Below are 18,162 nucleotides of genomic sequence, written 5' to 3'. Positions count from 1 at the left end.
ACAAAAAAGGCATCCGTTTCGGGATGCCGTTGCTAAGCGTTTGACTTTGTGTCGGTGTAGCTACTGATGTAGTTCCATATTGAATTCCTTAATCATCGTGTCGACGAACGCCGAAAGGTCGTCCGTGGTGCGGCTTGTAACCAATCCGTTGTTGGTAACTACTTCCTGGTCCACCCAAATGGCGCCAGCGTTTTCGAGGTCGTGGCGGATGGCGGCGTAAGAGGTGAGGGTGCGGCCCAGCACAACGTCGGCGTCGATCAGGATTTGTGGTCCGTGGCAAATTGCCGCTACGGGCTTGCCTGCAAAGAAGAATGCGCGCACGAAATCGACCGCTTTGTGGTTGATCCGCAAGGCGTCCAGGCCCATTACACCGCCAGGAAGCAGCAGCGCGTCGTAGTATTCGGCGCGGGCCATGTCGAGCGGCACATCCACTTTGTGGTTTTCGCCCCAATCGAGATGGCTCCACCCTTTTACGATGTCTTTGTTGGGCGAGATAACGTGAGTAGTCGCTCCGTGTTGGTTTAGGACTTTTCTGGGGCATGTCATTTCGACCTGCTCAAATCCATCGGCAACCAGTATAGCGACTTTGATCAAATTCATTGATTGTTCCATGGATTCTCGTTAAAGATTAAAGGTTAGATTATTGGGGTAAATAATTGTACAAAAATTATGCCAGTTTGTGGGGCTTGCATTTGGACGAGCACGCGATAGGTAGCGCAAACGGCGGCTCCACAACTTGGGAAAGCGGGCCGTCCCACTTCGCGATTTGGGGAAAACAAAAAGAGCGGCATTGCTGCCGCTCTCTGAATTAGCATTATTCTGTGAATTAGATCTCTACACCGCCTACATTTTCGAAGATCAGCTCGCCGTTGGAATCCAGTTCCATCATGATCACCGAATCTTTCGCCACGTGCCCGCTCAGAATACCTTTCGATAATTCGTTCAGGATTCTTCTTTGAAGCACGCGTTTCAATGGACGTGCACCGAATGCCGGATCGAACCCGTCTTCGCCGAGTTTGGTAAGCGCTTCGTCGGTTGCGTCGAGCGTGATGCCCTGTTCTTTGAGCATGTTCTGAATGCCTTTGAACTGGATATCCACAATTTTGCGGATGTTTTTCAGCGACAGCGGTTCAAACAGCACGATCTCATCGATCCGGTTCAGGAACTCGGGCCTTACCGAAGCTTTCAGCAGATCGAGCACGGCCTGTTTGGCCTCTTCCACCACCAGCGTGTGATTCCAGCCTTCATCCTCAGCAAATTTTTCCTGGATAATATGGCTGCCGATGTTCGACGTCATGATGATAATCGTGTTCTTGAAGTTTGCCACGCGACCTTTGTTGTCGGTCAAGCGGCCTTCGTCGAGCACTTGGAGCAGGATATTCCAAACGTCCGGGTGCGCTTTTTCGATCTCGTCGAGCAGGATCACGCTGTACGGTTTGCGGCGTACGGCTTCGGTAAGCTGGCCGCCTTCGTCGTAACCCACGTATCCCGGAGGCGCTCCCACCAGGCGGCTTACCGCGTGGCGCTCCTGGTATTCGCTCATATCAATGCGGACCATGGCGTTTTCGTCATTGAAGAGGTATTCCGCCAACGTTTTCGCGAGTTCGGTTTTACCTACGCCGGTCGGGCCGAGGAAGAGGAAGCTGCCGATGGGGCGTTTCGCATCCTGCAAGCCTGCGCGGCTGCGGCGTACGGCGTCGGAAACGACTTCAATGGCTTCATTCTGGCCGGCTACGCGCTGGTGCAGGTGTTCTTCGAGTTGCAGCAGTTTTTCGCGGTCGCTTTGCAGCATTTTGCTCACCGGAATACCCGTCCATTTCGCTACTACTTCCGCAATGTCTTCCGGCGTGATCTCTTCCTGCATCAGGCTTTCCGCATTTTCGGATTTTTGCAGTTCTTCCAGCTTCGCATTCACTTCCGGAATGCGTCCGTAGCGGATCTCCGCAACTTTTCCGAAATCGCCCGCACGTTCGGCCTGTTCCGCTTCGAGACGCAGCTGTTCGCTTTGCTCTTTCAGCGAGCGCACCTCGTTTACCTTGCCTTTTTCATTCTCCCATTGGGCTCTCAATGCATTGCGCTGTTCGCTGAGATCGGCGATTTCCTTGTTCAGGACGGTTTCTTTGTCCTTGTTATTTTCACGACGGATCGCCTCGCGCTCGATTTCGAGCTGCATGATCCGGCGGTTCAGTTCGTCGAGTTCTTCGGGTACGCTGTCCATTTCGAGTCGCAATTTCGAAGCGGCCTCGTCCATGAGGTCAATGGCCTTATCGGGCAGGAAGCGGTCGCTAATGTAGCGGTTCGAAAGCTCTACCGCGGCGATCACCGCATCGTCCTGAATGCGCACGCCGTGGTGCAGTTCATATTTTTCCTTAATACCCCGGAGAATGCTGATTGCGTCGGAAATGTTCGGTTCATCCACCATTACCGCCTGGAATCGGCGTTCTAATGCCTTGTCTTTCTCGACGTATTTCTGATATTCCTTCAATGTGGTTGCGCCTATCGCGTGCAGTTCGCCGCGGGCGAGGGCCGGTTTCAACAGGTTCGCTGCGTCCATTGCGCTTTCGCCGCCGCCACCGGCTCCGATGAGCGTGTGGATCTCGTCAATGAAGAGCACGATTTCGCCTTCCGAATCGGTTACTTCTTTGATAACCGCTTTCAGCCTTTCCTCAAATTCACCTTTGTATTTCGCGCCGGCAATGAGCAAGCCCATGTCGAGCGACACGATTGTTTTCGATTTCAGGTTTTCGGGAACGTCGCCCTGCACAATGCGCTGGGCGAGTCCTTCCACAATCGCCGTTTTACCTACACCCGGCTCGCCGAGCAGGATCGGGTTGTTTTTGGTACGGCGACTCAAAATCTGCAACACGCGCCTGATTTCTTCGTCGCGGCCGATTACCGGGTCAATTTTTCCGGCTTTGGCCAATTCATTCAAGTTTTTGCTGTACCGTTCCAGGGAGCGGTATTTGGCTTCCGCATTTTGATCTTTCACAGGGTTATTCTTTCCTCTAAGTTCTTTAATTGCATTGATCAGTTCCTTCTCTTTGAAACCCAGCTCCTTCATCAGGTTTGCTGTGGAATCTTTTCCGCTGAGAATACCCAGCATCAGCAGTTCGATGCTGATGAACTCGTCGCCGAATTCTTTCAGGTAATTCTGCGCTTTGCCGCTCGCAGCGGCCATGTCGTTGCCCAGGTAGGGCTGGCCTCCGCTCACGCGCGGGTAGCCGTCCAATATCTTTTGCAAACGGTTATCGAGAACGTCCGCGCTGATATTGAGTTTGTTCAATAGAAATAATGAAGTGTTGGGGTCCTCTTCCAGGATGGATTTGAGCACGTGACCGGTTTCGATGGCTTGCTGCTGGTTGCCCTGCACCATCTGGGCCGCGTGCTGGATCACCTCCTGTGCCTTAATGGTATATTGGTTAAAGTTCATGGCGTTGATCGCTTTGTTAATGTTCCAACGCTATTGGAAAAACGGTGTGCCTGCTGGTTAAATCGGAAATTTTGTCTCGAAAAAAGGATGGGAGAGGGGTGTTTCGGACAAAATGGCAAGAATTAATGGCTTTTTTTCTCGATCTTCTTGTGGATTTCGAGTGTTTCGGCCAGTGCCGCGGAGCCATACCACAGCAGCAAATCCATATCGAGCAATTTCGCCTGCACCGCCGGGTCCGTTTCCACCAGCTTGCGGCCTTCCTCGATGGAATCAGTATTGAGTATGAAAATGCCCCGGTATTTGTCGTTTTTGAAGAACGGGCCGGCCACTACGAGCTTCCCGCTTTCGACCAGGCGGTTAATGTTTTGCATATGGCCGGCGAATGCGCTGTCGGAAGAGCTTTTGGGAACATTCGTCGCGCTTCCTGTTTTGAGGAACACCATGACGTACTTTTTCATGCCATATTCATCCGCGCCGAGCTTTTTGGCCAGGGTGGAATCGTAGGCGTTTTGCGCGTGGGCCGCGGCAGAAAGCAGGCAGGCGAGCAGTGTGCAATACAGCGTTTTCATAGTTGTCGATTTTCAGTAGGTTATGGTTAAAAGTATTCAAATTTGGCTGAAAACTAATGGCTTGAAAACAGAAAAGCTGCACGGTGTCCCATGCAGCTTTCGGTAATATTGATGGCCGGTTGTTAAAGGCCGGTTTGTGTTCTCAGCAAGTCCTCCATCGTTTCGCGGCGCCTCACCAGTTTCGCTTCGCCATTGTCGATCAGCACTTCGGCCGGGCGGAAGCGGGCATTGTAGTTGGAGCTCATCGTGAGGCCATAGGCGCCTGCGTTGAGGAATGCGAGTACATCGCCCTGGCGTACTTCGGGCAGCTCGCGGTCTGTCGCGAATGTGTCGGTTTCGCAGATGTAACCCACTACATTGTAATGCTTGGGCTCGCCTTTCGGGTTTGAAATGTTGAGGATGTGGTGGTAGGAGCCATACATCATCGGGCGGATGAGGTGGTTCAGGCCAGAATCCACGTGCACGAAGTTGCGCGCGGGATCTTCTTTCACCACGTTGGTGGTCACAAACAGGAAACCCGATTCGCTCACCAGGAATTTGCCCGGTTCAAACCAGAGCTGCAAATCGCGCCCGTATTCCTCGCAGAATGTCCGGAAGCGTTTGGAAATCTTTTTACCCAGCAAATCCATATCCGTAATGGCATCGCCCGGCAGGTAAGAAACCTTGAAGCCGCCGCCCAAATCAATGATTTGGAGATCGGGGAAATGCTTTGCGGTTTCCAGGAGAATATCGGCTACTTTCAGGAACGGCTCGGCGTCTTTGATGTCCGAACCGGTGTGCTGATGCAGGCCGATCACTTTGATATCGTATTTTTTGATCATTTCCAGGATCTCGTCCAGCAGCAGTACCGAAATCCCGAACTTGGAATCGGCGTGCGCAGTCATGATTTTGGTATGCCCGCCGGCGGCTACATTGGGCTTTATGCGGATCATGCACGGTTTTGAGTTGCCGTATGTCTGGCCAAACCATTCCAGCAACGGAAGGCTGTCGACATTCACGATCGCGCCCGTTTCCACCGCCTCGCGCACTTCCTCAAAGTCCACGCCGCTGGGCGTGAAAGTGATCTGGCTGGCATCGTACCCGGCGATTTTCCCCATTTCAAGTTCTCCCGGAGAAACAACATCGAGTTCTACCCCGATTTCACGCATCAGTCGGAGAATCGCGAGGTTAGTATTGGCTTTGCAGGCAAACTTGATCTTCATATTCACCCCCGCAAATGCATATTGCAGCTCGGCCGCTTTTCGGCGGATGGTGGCGCCATCGTACACGTAAAGTGGGCTTCCATACTGCTTGGTAAGCTGGATCGGGTCGATTCCCTGGATCGAATAGGGGTAGTGGTCAGAGAGTTGCATTTCGAGATATGGATCGCACGCAATGTGCCGGAATGATGTAATTAGAGATATTTGTCTAGGTAAATGGCCATTTCCTGTTGGAGCGCCCGGGCTTCCTGTTTGGCTTTTTCGGCGAAATCGGTTCCATTGCCGGCGTAGATAATGCTGCGCGATGCATTCACGAGCAGGCCGCAGCTTTTGTTCATACCAAACTTCGAAACTTCTTCCAGGTTACCGCCTTGCGCGCCCACGCCGGGCACGAGGAGGAAATGGTCGGGCACAACGGTGCGGATTTTCTCGAAATCGGAAGCCTGCGTTGCGCCTACCACGTACATCATGCGCTCGGCACCCGCCCAGGTTTGCGACGTGCGCAGGACATTTTCAAATAAGGCAGCGTCGCCCACATCGAGCCGCTGGAAATCGGCGCTGCCAGGGTTGGAGGTCAATGCGAGCAGGATCACCCATTTGTTTTCGAATGCAAGGAAAGGCGTTACCGAGTCGCTGCCCATGTAAGGCGCCACGGTAATCGAATCGAAATCAAGGCCGGATGATGCTTTATCGAAAAATGCGCGGGCGTACAATCCCGAAGTGTTCCCGATATCGCCCCGCTTGGCATCAGCAATCGTGAAATGGCTTTTTGGAATGTATTCGACGGTTTTTTGAAGGCTCTCCCAACCTTTTGGGCCCAATGCTTCGTAAAACGCGATGTTCGGTTTGTACGAAACACAGTGGTCCGCGGTGGCGTCGATGATCTGCTTGTTGAATTCAAAAATAGGATCGTCGGTTTTCGACAAATGCGCCGGGATTTTGCGGATGTCGGTGTCCAATCCCACACACAAATAAGACCTTTTAGTCGAAATTTGCTGGAAGAGCTCTTGATACGTCATGATTTTGTAAATATTGCGGCGAAATTACAACCTCTATCAATAGATTCATAAATTTGCCACAACATTAAACTTTGGTATAACCAACACTTTACTCCTATATGCAGATTCGAGAAACTTCCATTGCCGGTCTAGTTGAAATTTTTCCAAGGGTCTTCGGTGACGACCGTGGGATGTTCTTTGAATCGTTTAATGAGGAAGCATTTACCAAACTCGGGCTGCCTGTGAATTTTGTGCAGGACAACCAGTCGTTTTCGAAGAAGGGCGTAGTGCGGGGCCTGCATTTTCAGAATGCGCCGTTTGCGCAGGGCAAGCTCGTGCGCGTGATCACGGGTAGGGTGCTGGATGTGGCGGTGGATATCCGTCCGGGTTCACCTACTTTCGGAAAGCACGAAGTTTTCGAACTAAGCGGCGAGCAAAACAACATTGCCTACATTCCGGAAGGCTTCGCGCATGGTTTTGTGGCGTTGGAGGATACGATTTTCAGCTACAAGTGTACTAACCTCTATAATAAAGAGTCGGAGTCAGGGATTCTCTGGAACGATCCCGATCTGAACATCGACTGGGGCATTGCCGATCCGATCGTTTCCGAAAAAGATCTGGTGCTTCCTACTTTCCGCTCCCTGTTCGGCGAGTTGACGAAGTAATAAGTTATTTTTCAAAAAGCTCTTCAAGCGCTTTGCTGGCTACTTTCCGGGCGGAATGCGAATTTTGCCCGGTAATGAGCCGTTCGTCCATTTCAATGAACTCGACGAACGGTATCATGGCTTTGGTATAATGCGCGCCGTGCTCCTTTAATTTGTCTTCCAGGTAAAATGGCACTTCGCTGACAAAGCTTACCAGTGCTTCTTCAACATTGGAATATCCGGTTACGTATTTGTCCTGGATGAGCAATGTGTTGTCCGAAAGCCGGATATTGAGCAATCCGCACACGCCATGCGCCACGGCGATGATCATGCCGTTGCGTTCATAGATCGTCCGGGCGATGGTTTGCAGCTCGATATTTTCTTCAAAATCCCACATCGCGCCGTGGCCCCCGGCAAAGTAGATCACGCGATAGTCGCTGGCGATAATGTCGGATGGTTTGAGTGAATTTTGCAGCTTCTCGCGGAATGCGGCGTCTTCCCAGTACCGCGCATTGCATTCGTCTTTCAGGTCGAGGCTCCTTTCGTCCACCGGTATGGCGCCGCCCAGCGGGCTCACAAAATCCATGATGATGCGTCGCCTGGCCATTACATCGTAAAAATGCGTCAATTCATTCAGCCAGAGACCTGTTTTATTGGTTTTGGCAGGATAGGAATCGTGGTTCGTGCAAACGATCAGGACTTTCATAGCTGTATGTGGAATGGCCGTGGATGGGGCCATGGATGCCCCCGGGAAATATAGCACAAACCCCGGAAGTTTCCCACTATGAAAGCATTGTGCTTAGCTCAGCAGCTGGTTTTTGTAGGCAAATGCGACAGCCGCCGCGGTGCTTTTCGTGCCTGTTTTTTCCAAAACCCGTAACCGGTGGCCTTCGACTGTGCGGACGCTGATGAAAAGCTTATCGCCGATTTCTGTGGTTGAAAGTCCGTCGCAGATCAGTTGCAGTACCTCTTTTTCGCGCGATGAAAGTGCCACATTACATGCATTCGGGAAGAATGGGTGCTTGTTGACCTGCCGGTTCACCATTTTGCGGTGCATGGCCTTGGACACGAAGTCGTTGTAGTAGAAACCTTCTTCGTGCACGCGCCGGATGGCTTTTTCCACTTCGTCGGGACTGGTATCTTTCAGCAAATATCCCTGCACGCCTTTTTCGAGCATGTGGATCACGAAACGGTCTTCATTATACATCGAAACGACGATGATCTTGATGTTCGGAAAGCGCTCGAAAGCGGCTTCCGTGGCCTGTATGCCATCCATCACGGGCATTTGCAGGTCCATGAAGACGATGTCGGGCGTATTGGCGGGCAGCCGGTCCAGCAGTTCCTGGCCGTTGCCGGCTTCCAGTATGAATTCGAAATCGGGAATGCCGCTCAGCATGGAGATAAACCCCTTTCTGAACAATTCGTGATCGTCGGCGATTCCTAGTTTAAGGGTGCTCATAGGATTAAATATTCACACGCTCCCGGCGGAATGGATGTAAAGGTTCAGGTTTGTTACCGGACGCCGGATTGACCGGAATCCTCGCAATGGCGCTCGAACCGCCCTTGGCCGGTTGCTCATATTGGACGGTCCCGTTCACGATCGCCAGCCGGCTTTCGATTCCCAGCAGACCGAGACCGGCCAGGTTGCTCTCCTTTATTTTCTCAGGGTCGAAGCCGACGCCGTCGTCGGTAACCCGCAAACCTATCATTTCTTCGTCGATTTCCAGCACAATATCGATTTTTGTGCAGCTGGCATGCTTAATCGCATTGTTCACCAGCTCTTGCATAATGCGGTAAAGCGTCAGTTCCAGTTTCTGGCCCTGACGCGGAAATTCTTCTGTATTGGACTGAAAGGCGATCACCAGGTTGTTGTTCTCTTCCAGCTTGTGAATGAATTCCTCGATCGCCTCCATCAGTCCGAAACGTTCGAGCGTGGTGGGTACGAGGTCCCGTGTGATGCGCCGCACGTGCAGGATGGTCTCTTCCACGAGCGACTGCGACTTTTTCATAATGCTTTCCTCTTTCTCGTCCCCCGAGCTGGCTACCAATTTACTCAACTGATTGAGACTAAGCTTGGTGAGTGAGAGCATTGTGCCGATATCGTCGTGCAAATCCTGCGCAATCCGCCTTCGTTCCGTTTCTTCGGAGTTCAACGCGGTATCGAGGAGGAGTCGGTTGTAATTTTTTTCAATGTCGTTGATCTTCTTTTCTTCCTCGAAGCGCTTCTTCTGGTAATACATCACGAACGCAATCATGCAAAACGCCATGGCCAGCATGGCCATGGAAGCAATCAGCAGTGCCCATTTCAGTTCTTCACTGTTTTGCATAATTCCTGGGTGAAAAATGGTAGATGCCCACGCTGAAAAGCAATGCGCAAAGTATCTCAAAAATGCTGGGAATGACCTCGGTTATGCCCAAATCCATTGTGTTATTCCAGGTGTATGCATAGTGAATGACCGGTGCTATAAATATCAGGCTCGAATAGTACAGCAGTAGTCCAGAACAAACCCAGAAAAATGGGAACGTCAGTAAGTTAGGTATTTGCAGAGATTTGATAATCTCGTAAAAGTACAGTAGGATCAATAAGATCATCAAAACGCCTTCAACGGTTTTGGAATACAGCACAACTCTATGTTCCCTCATATTATGCAGGTCTTCATTTGAGTTGATTACGTCCCAGGCACTAAAAAAGAAAAGTCCGACTATCGATGCGATCAGAAATTGCCTTTGCACTCTTTCTTGGAACTTAAAATAAAACATCCCGCCCAATAGTGTGTAAAAAAGCGGGATGCTCAGATTATAAAATATAATGTTATTAGTCCTGTTCGATGCAAAATGAAGCATGGACAGGTCAACTATGAACTTCAATACTAGGTAGCAGAAAAGCAATCTCAATGATGGGTCCAAAAATGCTCTTCTGACAATAGCGAGTGTTAGAGGTAAAACTGTGACAAATACTGCAATAGAAGAAATAGGATTTTTTACAATATATGCAAAGTAGCTATCGAACATACACGAATCGATTAACGATCTTTCGGCTTCCTAACATTGGCGTGGGCAAAGTGGTCCGCCTGTCATGGCCCCGCCTTGGACAGGCATATCTTTCAAGCCACCGGCAGCATCTCTCATAATGTCGTTGCCGTCTTCATCGACCGGAACAAGGACGAGTCGGGGCGTAGGTTTTTTGAATCGCTCTTTTTTGGAGTCGTCATCTTCTTCCTCATCCCTCAATCCATAATACACCCGGAAACCCACACAATTTTCACCATGCATTTTGATCAGATCATTGAACGTGTGGATGCCGAAAAATTCTGCTTTGACATAATTTTCACCTCTGGCGGCGAAATCGCGTTCCCTTTTTTGGTGCGGAGAAGTAAGTTCCTGGGCTTCTGACACCGAGATCAGCCGACCCTCCCGGCCTGTGAATCTTTTTGTATCCATTGTTCTAGTTAATATGTGACAATTAAACCAATGTAAATGTAAAGACCGGTCTAAGGAAGGTCAAGCAAGCTGTTTGCAATTGATTTAACGGTTTATTTGTAACTAATTGTAAATCAGTATAATTTGTTCCTTCCGGCATAAAATCGCGTAATTTTACGTATAGCCTTCGGGCAATACTACCATTACCGGATTGTAAGCTTACGCACCGGAAAAATCAGGGATTTTGACGCTAAAATGCTTGCATAGAGGGCTGTACATTTGTAAAGCGTTAGGGAAAACTTGTAAAGGCTTTCTCATCAAGATTAAAGGGTTAGGTTATATTCGAAAGCCGCGAGGGAATGTCCTTCGCGGCTTTTTTGATTCCTTGCAGGCATTGCCGATTTTTGGCTTTTTATACCAAACGAGCACATGAAACCTACCATAGAAATCGAATACTGCCCGAAATGCGGCTGGCTGCTCAGGGCTGCCTGGATGGCGCAGGAGCTGCTGACCACGTTTTCGGATGACCTTCATGCCGTGAAGCTCCGGCCGTCGGAGGTGGCCGGGCGCTATACTATTACAATAGACAAACAGCTGTTGTGGGACAGGAAGCGGGAGGGGCATTTTCCGGAACCCAAGGAAATCAAGCAGCGCGTTCGCGATGTCGCCGCACCCGACCGGGATCTGGGCCATAACGATCGATCAAAGTAAACCCTTGGTGATTTATTGTGCCATAATGGCGTATGGAGCGAGGGTGTGCTGTAATTTTGGCATGATAGCCCTTTGCGTCCCAAATAAGGGCAATATCGCAGATGAATTAGGAAAAGGTGGTGATTATTGACACACAAACGGCGATTCTTAAACGTAGTGCAACGCAGTTTTTTGGCCGAAAACGATCTTTGGCACGCAGTTTTTCGTTAATAGATAAAACTTGTGAACCTAAAACGCGATAGCTATGGAAAGCAAACTGAAAATACCACGGGAGATGTTGATGAATATTGATTTTATCAACACAGTAAACGGTGGAATGAGTGAGCCCTCTATCAAGCTTGACAAAGGATCGGACGGTTTTGAAGTAGTTGTGAAAATTCCAGGCATCGAGGTTGAGGATTTACAATTGGAAGTTGTGAAGGGAAAAAGAAACTCGAATAATTTGAAGCTTTTTCACTTACTGCCGATATTTTCACAGGAAAATTTGTCCGATGAAGAGCAGTGGAAGACAATCCGTTTCATCAATACCTTCGTCATCCCGGACGGAGTCGATATAGACAATATATCAGCAAGATACGACGATGATCGTCGTCAATTGGTGCTCTTTCTCCCATTCGGAGATGAGCAGGGAGATTATCACCGGAAGGTCGATATCGAACGTTGGTAAGATTCTGAAATCATCACATACAGCCTGGCGGAAGCCGGGCTTTTTTGTTGCCTGTCGGTCACACCGGGCCGTTGGAAAGTGACCGCATTACAACGCTGCATGAAAGTATAGTACTTATTTGTGGATCGGTTGCATCCGTCCAACAGAATGCATTAAGATTGAGTAAAGATTCCCCACTTTCTCTGAAAAGGACTTACATATCTGTATCTTGCATTTGGAACACCTTATTGCTCCTCATGCTCAACGTTATGAAAAAGTCAAACATCTTCGCATTTATTGAACTAACCAAGCTGGTCAATGAGCTCCAAGGCGACCAGTCCAAACTCAGGCAGAAACTGAAATCCCAGTCGGCCTATTTCAACATTATTGAACCCAGGTATTTTTCCGACGGATTGGTCGGCGAGTGGGAGAGCATCCTGTCGGTGATCAAGCAGAAAGGTGCCAAAGTGAATGAAGAAGGTCGGGTCGTTTCGAACGCAGTCAGCAACACGATCGACCACCTGAGCGATGCCGAGTGCGTGGCGCTGGTAGAACGGGTAAATTCGATCTACGATTCAGTGAAGCGGGAGTTTCAGTAAAAAAGAAGCCCTGCAATCGTTTCGAAACACTTTTGCAGGGCAGGCGCATCGTTGCGGTGCTACTAGTTAACGGTCCCGCCGTTCCACACATCTTTTCCCGGCTGCACGAACGCCAGGCTGCCGTCGCGGTCCTCGGCCATGAGAATCATCCCGTGGCTCTCCATTCCCATCATCTTTCTCGGGGCAAGATTGGCCAGATACAGCACTTTTTTGCCGATCACGTCTTCCGCTTTGAAATGCTCGGAAATGCCGCTCAGCACGGTGCGCTGCTCCGAACCAATGTCGATGCGGAGTTTCAGCAGTTTCTTGCTCTTCGGCACATTTTCGGCTTCGAGAATGGTAGCAATGCGGATATCCATTTTCGAAAAATCATCATATTGAATTTCCGATTTCACCGGCGCCACTGTTTTTCCTTCCAGTTCATTCAACCGTTTTGCATCGTGCAGTTTCTGGATCTGTTTTTCAATGACATGGTCTTCGATTTTTTCAAAAAGCAGCTTTCCTTCCAGCACCGGTTGTCCGGGCGTGAGGAGGTCGGCATGGCCGGCATCTTGCCAGTTTTTGCCCGACAGCCCCAATTGCTCCTGTATTTTCGCGGCCGTAAAAGGCAATACCGGCTCGGAAACAATCGAAAGCGTGGCTGAAATCTGCAATGCGATATTCAAAATCGTGTTCACGCGCTCGGGATCGGTCTTGATCACGTGCCACGGCTGGGTATCGGCCAGGTATTTGTTTCCGGTTCTGGCCAGGTCCATAATCAGGGTTAATGCCTCGCGGAAACGGTAGTTTTCCATCGCATCGGCGATTTTTTGCGGGAATGCGGCCAGGTCCTTTAGCGCAGCCTGGTCAATTTCCTGCAATGCGCCGCGCTGCGGTACTTTGCCTTCGCAGAACTTCTGGGTAAGCACCACGGCGCGGTTGATGAAGTTGCCGTAAATGCCCACAAGCTCGCTATTGTTGCGGGTTTGGAAGTCTTTCCAGGTGAATTCGCTGTCTTTTGTTTCCGGCGCATTGGCGGTGAGCACGTAGCGAAGCACATCCTGCTTGTCGGGAAGTTCTTCGAGGTATTCATGCAGCCACACGGCCCAGTTGCGCGAGGTCGATATTTTGTCGCCTTCGAGGTTCATGAATTCGTTGGCAGGGACATTATCGGCCAGGATGTAATTGCCTTCGGCCATCAGCATCGCCGGGAAGATGATGCAGTGGAAAACGATATTGTCTTTTCCAATGAAATGCACCAGCTTCGTTTCGCCTTCGGATGCGTCGGCGGCTGGCTGCCACCACTTTTTCCAGCCTTCGTCGGTGCCGTTCTTCTGGATGAGCCAGTCTTTGGTCGCCGAAATGTAGCCGATAGGCGCTTCAAACCAGACATATAACACTTTACCCTCGGTGTCTTCTACGGGTACTTTAATGCCCCAGTCGAGGTCGCGGGTCATCGCGCGGGGTTTGAGGCCGTCTTTCAGCCAGCTCTGGCATTGTCCGAATACGTTGGTTTTCCATTCGGAATGGCCGTTCACATAGGCTTCGATGTCCGGCTGCATTTTGTCCAGCGGCAGATACCAGTTTTTAGTGGCCTTCAAAACGGGCTTGGCGCCGGAGAGCGTCGAGCGCGGGTCTTTCAGTTCCAGAGGGCTCAATGTAGAGCCGCAGCGTTCGCATTGGTCGCCATATGCATTGGGATTAGCGCAAACGGGGCAGGTTCCTACAATGTAGCGGTCGGCGAGGAACTGCTGGGCGGTTTCGTCATAATACTGCTCGGTGGTTTCCTCGATGAACACCTTTTTATCATACAAATCCCTAAAAATTTCGCGGGACGTTTCATGATGCACAGGCTTGCTGGTGCGGGAGTAAATGTCGAAAGAAATGCCCAGGGCCTTAAACGAGGCGTCGATCTGCTCGTAATATTTATCCACCACCTGCTGGGGCGTCAAACCTTCCTTTTTAGCGCGGATGGTGATGGGCACGCCGTGCTCGTCGGTACCGCTGATGAACGCGACGTCCTTGCCCGAAGAGCGCAGGTAACGTACGTAAATGTCCGCCGGAACGTAACATCCCGCCAAATGGCCGATGTGGATCGGGCCGTTGGCGTAGATCAGCGCTGCTGTGACGGTATATCTTTTGGGATTTGAAATCGGCATCTGAATTCAGGGATTTGGTTCAATCATCGGGGCAGTGCTGTGCCCTGCCGGGGCAACCGGAGCGCAAAATTAGCAAAAAGGCTTGCAATGGTGTGACAAACTACTTTTTTACTACGAACTTTGACCCAAACAATTTGTTTCGCTTACATGAAAGTACTCATTACCGGTGCGACGGGCCTGGTGGGCAGCGCGGTAGCCCGGAGGTTCCTGTCTGAAAATCATGAAGTTTTTGCCCTCACGCGCCCGGGAGCGGACAGGCGCCTGCTCGCCGAAGAGCACCCGAAACTGATCTGGCTCGAAGGCGATATTCTGGATATTCTTTCGCTGGAAGCGGCTGTGGGGCAGGTGGATTACGTGGTACATACCGCCGCGGTGGTGTCGTTCGTGCCGCGCGACCGTAAATTGATGTACAAAGTGAACCAGGAAGGCACCGCCAATGTGGTGAACGTCTGTTTGAAATACCAAACCAAAAAGCTCGTGCATGTGAGCAGCATTGCCGCCATCGGCCGGCCCGACAAGCGGAAGCAAACCGCCGGACAAGCCGTGGTGCTGAACGAGGAGCAGCGCTGGGAGGATTCGCCGGAGAATTCGGAGTATGCCAAAACCAAGCATTTGGCCGAGCTGGAAGTGTGGCGCGGCATTGCGGAAGGGCTCAGCGGGGTGATCGTGAACCCGACGCTCATCCTGGGCGAGGGCGATTGGGACAAGAGCAGCACACAGATTTTCAGGTACGTATATAGAGAAAAGCCATTTTATACCGAAGGCATCGCAAACGTTGTGGACGTGCAGGATGTGGCCGAAATCGTGTTCCGGCTGGCCGTGTCGGATATCAGCGGCGAGCGGTATCTGCTCAATGCGGGGAGCATTTCTTATCATAATTTGTTCAATATGATAGCGGATAAAATGCGCCGTAAACGGCCCTCATTCAAGGTAGGGCCTGGCCTGGCAGGAGTGATCTGGCGTGTGGAGGCGGTGCGGACGTGGTTGCTGGGAACGAAGCCCCTGATTACCAAAGAAACAGCGCAATCGGCCGCCAGAAAAATAACCTATGACAATGGAAAAGTCATGAAAGCATTAGATTTTCAATTTCAGTCGGTTGAGCAAACGGTGTCCCGCATTAGTGAAAGTTTGCTCGGCAGGATTTGAAATCCGGGGAATTATTTTATAACTTTCTTTCATTAATAGTGGTGCGTTTGCCCTCGATTCTAACCTAGCGGTTCGTATGATGGAGAAAAATTTCGGAGAAAGGAAGGATTATATGAAGGAGACACTGCTCAGGTTCGAAAGAATGCTGAAAACCAGCGAGCCGGCCTTTTTCGATTTGGATACTTACGAAAAGGTTACAGTACATTACATAGAAAAAGGGGATTGGGAAAAGGCGTTTAAAGCCTGTGAGATGGGACTGTCGGATTACCCCTATTCGCTCGACCTGCTGCTTAGCATGGTACAGCTGCACGCCAACCGCGGCGAGCACGAATCAGCCCTCGAAATTCTGGAACGCGCATCGCTCTTTCACCCCGGCGACATCGAAATTTCATTCATGCAGGTGGCGGTGGCCAATATGATGGGTGAATATGAAGAGGCGATCGAAATCCTCGAAAACCTGCTCGGAAGGGTAGAGGACCGGGATGAGATCTATTTTCAGATCGGGCAGACTTACCAGAACTGGGGCAAATATGAGGATGCGATCAAGTATTACAAACGCTCGCTCCGCAACAATCTGAACAATGAGAATGCGCTTTACGAACTGGCCCATTGCCTCGACCTGGTAGGGCAGCTGGAAAGCCATTTAGGATATTACAATGATCTCGTCGATCGTGACCCGTTCTCGCATCACGCGTGGTACAACCTCGGCATTGCTTTCAGCAAACTGGAACGCCACGAGGATGCCGTGCACGCCTACGAATACGCGACGCTGATCAAGGACGATTTCGCCTCGGCGTTTTTCCAGCTCGGGAATTCCTACATGAACCTGGAAAAATTCGAGGATGCCAAAGTGCAATACCTGCGCGCGATCGAGCTGGAAGGCAATCAGCCGGAAACCTGCTGCTGCCTGGGTACCTGCTACGAGAAACTGGGCGAATTTGAGACAGCCATTAAATACTACCGCCAAACCGTGAAGCTGGACAGCCAGTGGGACGATGGCTGGTACGGCCTCGGCATTTGTTTCAGTGAATTGGGCCGTTGGTATGAAGCCGTAGGTTTCCTGCGGAAAGCGATCCAGATCACCGAACTGAACCCGGATTACTGGTTGGCATTAGCCGAAACGGAGTTCAAAGTAGGTAATGTCGTTTCGGCATTCGAAGCATTCGAAAAAGCAGCGGAAATCGAGCCTTCGAATCCGGATATCTGGCTGAAATGGTCGTATGTGCTGTTTGAGCAAGGCAACTACGCCCGCGCTTGCGACTTATTGCAGGCGGCGATCGACGAAATGTCGGAAGAGGCAGATTTGTATTACCGGATGGCCGTTTACCAGATCCACGCCGGTCAGTACCGCGAAGCATTGGTAAACCTCGAAATCGGTTTGACGCTCGATTACGACGGCCACGAGCAGCTTTTCGACTTTTTCCCAGATCTCGAAAAGCAAAAGGCATTGTACCGCATTATCGAACAATACCGCGAGAAATAATCAGCTGATACTTTTGTAAAGCTGTACAAGCTGCCCGGCAATGTGTTTTCCTGAAAACTGTTGCACATGCGCCCGGCCGGCTGCCGATAAAGAATTCCGAAGATGAACATCAGTGACCAGCTTTTGCAGCTGTTCGCTGATGTTTTCTGTTTGATAGGGGTCCGCATAAAGCCCTCCGGGGCCGCCCGCTTCTTCCAAGCAGGAGCCCTTTGCAGCCAGCACCGCGGTACCGCTGTGCAATGCTTCCACAATTGGAATACCAAAACCCTCATAAACAGAAATGTAGGCAAACACTTCCGCGGCCTGGTACAATGCGGGTAAATGCGGTGTGGAAACATCATGGAGCAGCATTACCCGGCCTTCGAGTTTCAGCCGCTGAATCGTTTCTTTGATCTTTTGCACATAGCCGGTTGATTTCCCCACCAGTACCAGTTTGAAATCATGGTTTTTTAGTTGTGCAAATGCTTCCACCAGCCTGTGTTGGTTCTTGCGCTCTTCCAGCGTGCCTACGCAGAGGATAAATGGCCCGCTAATGCCATACTCAGCACAAATGCGGTCCCGTTCGGCGGATGCGAGCTGCGTTTGAAACACCGGGTTACAGTCCTGGTAAATGACCTCGATCTTCGAATCGTCCACCCCATAAAGCTCGATCAGATCGCGGCGCGTCTGGTCGCTTACGGCTACTACGGCATCGGCACGGCGGCAGGCCGACTGGAACTTGTGCCGGTAGATAGCGCGATCAATCGGTTTGAACAAATGCGGGAGCCGTTCGAATATGAGGTCGTGGATGGTTACTACCGAACGAATGCCCGCCTGCTGCAATCCTTGCGGGATTTCGTTGCTGAGGCCGTGGTAAACGTCCGTTTTATCAGCCGTTAATTGCCGGGTAATGCGTGCGTAGCGCCAGTATGCCGAAAGTTTCTGATCGATAAAACCCTCGGGATAACGGATCGAGCCGGCGGGGTATTCGTCGAAGAGGTGCCGGCTGTTTTTGGGCGTATAGGCGAGGTATTCGTGGCCCGGCTCGTGGACCATTAATGCATTCAGAATAAAGCGGCTGTAATTTCCGAGACCTGTTTTGTTGGCAAACGCTCTTTTGGCGTCAAATCCGATGCGCATAATGTGTAACTGCAAGGGTTTCCGGGCAAAAGTCCGTATTTTTGCGGATACCACCGAAAA

The 18,162-nt window shown here is 50.8% G+C and carries 17 protein-coding genes; 6 read left to right on the top strand and 11 right to left on the bottom strand.

Features of this window, described 5'->3' with window-relative positions; genetic code table 11:
• Nucleotides 1–60 precede the first annotated feature (60 nt).
• From DFER_RS14675 to pyrF, 5 genes are all read right to left on the bottom strand, one after another.
• Complete coding sequence (locus tag DFER_RS14675) at nucleotides 61–600, bottom strand: type 1 glutamine amidotransferase domain-containing protein (RefSeq protein ID WP_015812434.1); 540 nt, start codon at nucleotides 598–600, stop codon at nucleotides 61–63.
• 226 nt (nucleotides 601–826) lie between these two features.
• Nucleotides 827–3,430, bottom strand: a complete 2,604-nt coding sequence (clpB, locus tag DFER_RS14670; protein WP_015812433.1) for an ATP-dependent chaperone ClpB — start codon at nucleotides 3,428–3,430, stop codon at nucleotides 827–829.
• Between the two features lie 122 nt (nucleotides 3,431–3,552).
• Complete coding sequence (locus DFER_RS14665; RefSeq protein WP_015812432.1) at nucleotides 3,553–3,999, bottom strand: YciI family protein; 447 nt, start codon at nucleotides 3,997–3,999, stop codon at nucleotides 3,553–3,555.
• Nucleotides 4,000–4,121: 122 nt separating this feature from the next.
• Nucleotides 4,122–5,351 carry a diaminopimelate decarboxylase gene (gene lysA, locus DFER_RS14660; RefSeq protein WP_015812431.1) on the bottom strand — a complete coding sequence of 410 codons (1,230 nt, stop codon included), beginning with the start codon at nucleotides 5,349–5,351 and terminating at the stop codon, nucleotides 4,122–4,124.
• Nucleotides 5,352–5,392: 41 nt separating this feature from the next.
• On the bottom strand, nucleotides 5,393–6,217 hold the full coding sequence (gene pyrF / locus DFER_RS14655) for an orotidine-5'-phosphate decarboxylase (protein WP_015812430.1): 825 nt from the start codon (nucleotides 6,215–6,217) through the stop codon (nucleotides 5,393–5,395).
• Nucleotides 6,218–6,315: 98 nt separating this feature from the next.
• Between pyrF and rfbC the strand changes: the two genes are divergently transcribed.
• The gene (rfbC, locus tag DFER_RS14650) at nucleotides 6,316–6,861 is read left to right on the top strand and encodes a dTDP-4-dehydrorhamnose 3,5-epimerase (protein WP_015812429.1); all 546 of its coding nucleotides are present in this window, start codon (nucleotides 6,316–6,318) and stop codon (nucleotides 6,859–6,861) included.
• A gap of 4 nt (nucleotides 6,862–6,865) precedes the next feature.
• On the opposite strand, the gene DFER_RS14645 is transcribed toward rfbC, so the two are convergent.
• The 4 genes from DFER_RS14645 to DFER_RS14625 form a co-directional block, all read right to left on the bottom strand.
• The gene (locus DFER_RS14645) at nucleotides 6,866–7,546 is read right to left on the bottom strand and encodes a type 1 glutamine amidotransferase domain-containing protein (protein WP_015812428.1); all 681 of its coding nucleotides are present in this window, start codon (nucleotides 7,544–7,546) and stop codon (nucleotides 6,866–6,868) included.
• A 93-nt stretch (nucleotides 7,547–7,639) separates the two neighbouring features.
• The gene (locus DFER_RS14640; protein WP_015812427.1) at nucleotides 7,640–8,299 is read right to left on the bottom strand and encodes a response regulator transcription factor; all 660 of its coding nucleotides are present in this window, start codon (nucleotides 8,297–8,299) and stop codon (nucleotides 7,640–7,642) included.
• Between the two features lie 4 nt (nucleotides 8,300–8,303).
• The gene (locus tag DFER_RS14635) at nucleotides 8,304–9,167 is read right to left on the bottom strand and encodes a sensor histidine kinase (protein WP_015812426.1); all 864 of its coding nucleotides are present in this window, start codon (nucleotides 9,165–9,167) and stop codon (nucleotides 8,304–8,306) included.
• A 715-nt stretch (nucleotides 9,168–9,882) separates the two neighbouring features.
• The gene (locus DFER_RS14625; RefSeq protein ID WP_015812424.1) at nucleotides 9,883–10,281 is read right to left on the bottom strand and encodes a hypothetical protein; all 399 of its coding nucleotides are present in this window, start codon (nucleotides 10,279–10,281) and stop codon (nucleotides 9,883–9,885) included.
• A 408-nt stretch (nucleotides 10,282–10,689) separates the two neighbouring features.
• Here DFER_RS14625 and DFER_RS14620 point away from each other — a divergent pair, with 408 nt between their 5' ends.
• The 3 genes from DFER_RS14620 (at nucleotide 10,690) to DFER_RS14610 (ending at nucleotide 12,216) form a co-directional block, all read left to right on the top strand.
• Nucleotides 10,690–10,971, top strand: a complete 282-nt coding sequence (locus DFER_RS14620) for an Rdx family protein (RefSeq protein WP_015812423.1) — start codon at nucleotides 10,690–10,692, stop codon at nucleotides 10,969–10,971.
• Nucleotides 10,972–11,215: 244 nt separating this feature from the next.
• Nucleotides 11,216–11,638: an Hsp20/alpha crystallin family protein gene (locus DFER_RS14615; protein ID WP_015812422.1), complete on the top strand. Its 423-nt coding sequence runs from the start codon at nucleotides 11,216–11,218 to the stop codon at nucleotides 11,636–11,638.
• Between the two features lie 248 nt (nucleotides 11,639–11,886).
• Nucleotides 11,887–12,216: a hypothetical protein gene (locus DFER_RS14610; protein WP_229206003.1), complete on the top strand. Its 330-nt coding sequence runs from the start codon at nucleotides 11,887–11,889 to the stop codon at nucleotides 12,214–12,216.
• Nucleotides 12,217–12,278: 62 nt separating this feature from the next.
• Here the strand turns inward: DFER_RS14610 and metG are convergent, their stop codons facing one another.
• Complete coding sequence (gene metG, locus DFER_RS14605) at nucleotides 12,279–14,354, bottom strand: methionine--tRNA ligase (RefSeq protein ID WP_015812420.1); 2,076 nt, start codon at nucleotides 14,352–14,354, stop codon at nucleotides 12,279–12,281.
• A gap of 147 nt (nucleotides 14,355–14,501) precedes the next feature.
• On the opposite strand from metG, the gene DFER_RS14600 reads away from it, so the two are divergent.
• A complete protein-coding gene (locus DFER_RS14600) occupies nucleotides 14,502–15,500 on the top strand; it encodes an NAD-dependent epimerase/dehydratase family protein (protein ID WP_015812419.1) in 999 nt (332 codons plus the stop codon).
• 76 nt (nucleotides 15,501–15,576) lie between these two features.
• Nucleotides 15,577–16,983, top strand: a complete 1,407-nt coding sequence (locus DFER_RS14595; protein ID WP_015812418.1) for a tetratricopeptide repeat protein — start codon at nucleotides 15,577–15,579, stop codon at nucleotides 16,981–16,983.
• On the opposite strand, the gene DFER_RS14590 is transcribed toward DFER_RS14595, so the two are convergent.
• On the bottom strand, nucleotides 16,984–18,102 hold the full coding sequence (locus DFER_RS14590) for a glycosyltransferase family 4 protein (protein WP_015812417.1): 1,119 nt from the start codon (nucleotides 18,100–18,102) through the stop codon (nucleotides 16,984–16,986).
• Between the last annotated feature and the right edge of the window lie 60 nt (nucleotides 18,103–18,162).

Source organism: Dyadobacter fermentans DSM 18053, assembly GCF_000023125.1.
GTDB classification, from domain to species: domain Bacteria; phylum Bacteroidota; class Bacteroidia; order Cytophagales; family Spirosomataceae; genus Dyadobacter; species Dyadobacter fermentans.
Note: the sequence above shows the minus strand (reverse complement) of the source record. Positions and strands in the feature narration are given on the sequence as shown.

Excerpts from the sequence above, each read along its gene's own strand:
- DFER_RS14675 (WP_015812434.1), bottom strand. The coding sequence starts at position 600 with ATGAATTTGATCAAAGTCGCTATACTGGTTGCCGATGGATTTGAGCAG.
- DFER_RS14625 (WP_015812424.1), bottom strand. The coding sequence starts at position 10,281 with ATGGATACAAAAAGATTCACAGGCCGGGAGGGTCGGCTGATCTCGGTG.
- DFER_RS14595 (WP_015812418.1), top strand. The coding sequence starts at position 15,577 with ATGATGGAGAAAAATTTCGGAGAAAGGAAGGATTATATGAAGGAGACA.
- DFER_RS14615 (WP_015812422.1), top strand. The coding sequence starts at position 11,216 with ATGGAAAGCAAACTGAAAATACCACGGGAGATGTTGATGAATATTGAT.
- DFER_RS14600 (WP_015812419.1), top strand. The coding sequence starts at position 14,502 with ATGAAAGTACTCATTACCGGTGCGACGGGCCTGGTGGGCAGCGCGGTA.
- pyrF (WP_015812430.1), bottom strand. The coding sequence starts at position 6,217 with ATGACGTATCAAGAGCTCTTCCAGCAAATTTCGACTAAAAGGTCTTAT.
- DFER_RS14635 (WP_015812426.1), bottom strand. The coding sequence starts at position 9,167 with ATGCAAAACAGTGAAGAACTGAAATGGGCACTGCTGATTGCTTCCATG.
- DFER_RS14610 (WP_229206003.1), top strand. The coding sequence starts at position 11,887 with ATGAAAAAGTCAAACATCTTCGCATTTATTGAACTAACCAAGCTGGTC.
- lysA (WP_015812431.1), bottom strand. The coding sequence starts at position 5,351 with ATGCAACTCTCTGACCACTACCCCTATTCGATCCAGGGAATCGACCCG.
- rfbC (WP_015812429.1), top strand. The coding sequence starts at position 6,316 with ATGCAGATTCGAGAAACTTCCATTGCCGGTCTAGTTGAAATTTTTCCA.
- DFER_RS14590 (WP_015812417.1), bottom strand. The coding sequence starts at position 18,102 with ATGCGCATCGGATTTGACGCCAAAAGAGCGTTTGCCAACAAAACAGGT.
- clpB (WP_015812433.1), bottom strand. The coding sequence starts at position 3,430 with ATGAACTTTAACCAATATACCATTAAGGCACAGGAGGTGATCCAGCAC.
- DFER_RS14645 (WP_015812428.1), bottom strand. The coding sequence starts at position 7,546 with ATGAAAGTCCTGATCGTTTGCACGAACCACGATTCCTATCCTGCCAAA.
- DFER_RS14640 (WP_015812427.1), bottom strand. The coding sequence starts at position 8,299 with ATGAGCACCCTTAAACTAGGAATCGCCGACGATCACGAATTGTTCAGA.
- DFER_RS14620 (WP_015812423.1), top strand. The coding sequence starts at position 10,690 with ATGAAACCTACCATAGAAATCGAATACTGCCCGAAATGCGGCTGGCTG.
- DFER_RS14665 (WP_015812432.1), bottom strand. The coding sequence starts at position 3,999 with ATGAAAACGCTGTATTGCACACTGCTCGCCTGCCTGCTTTCTGCCGCG.
- metG (WP_015812420.1), bottom strand. The coding sequence starts at position 14,354 with ATGCCGATTTCAAATCCCAAAAGATATACCGTCACAGCAGCGCTGATC.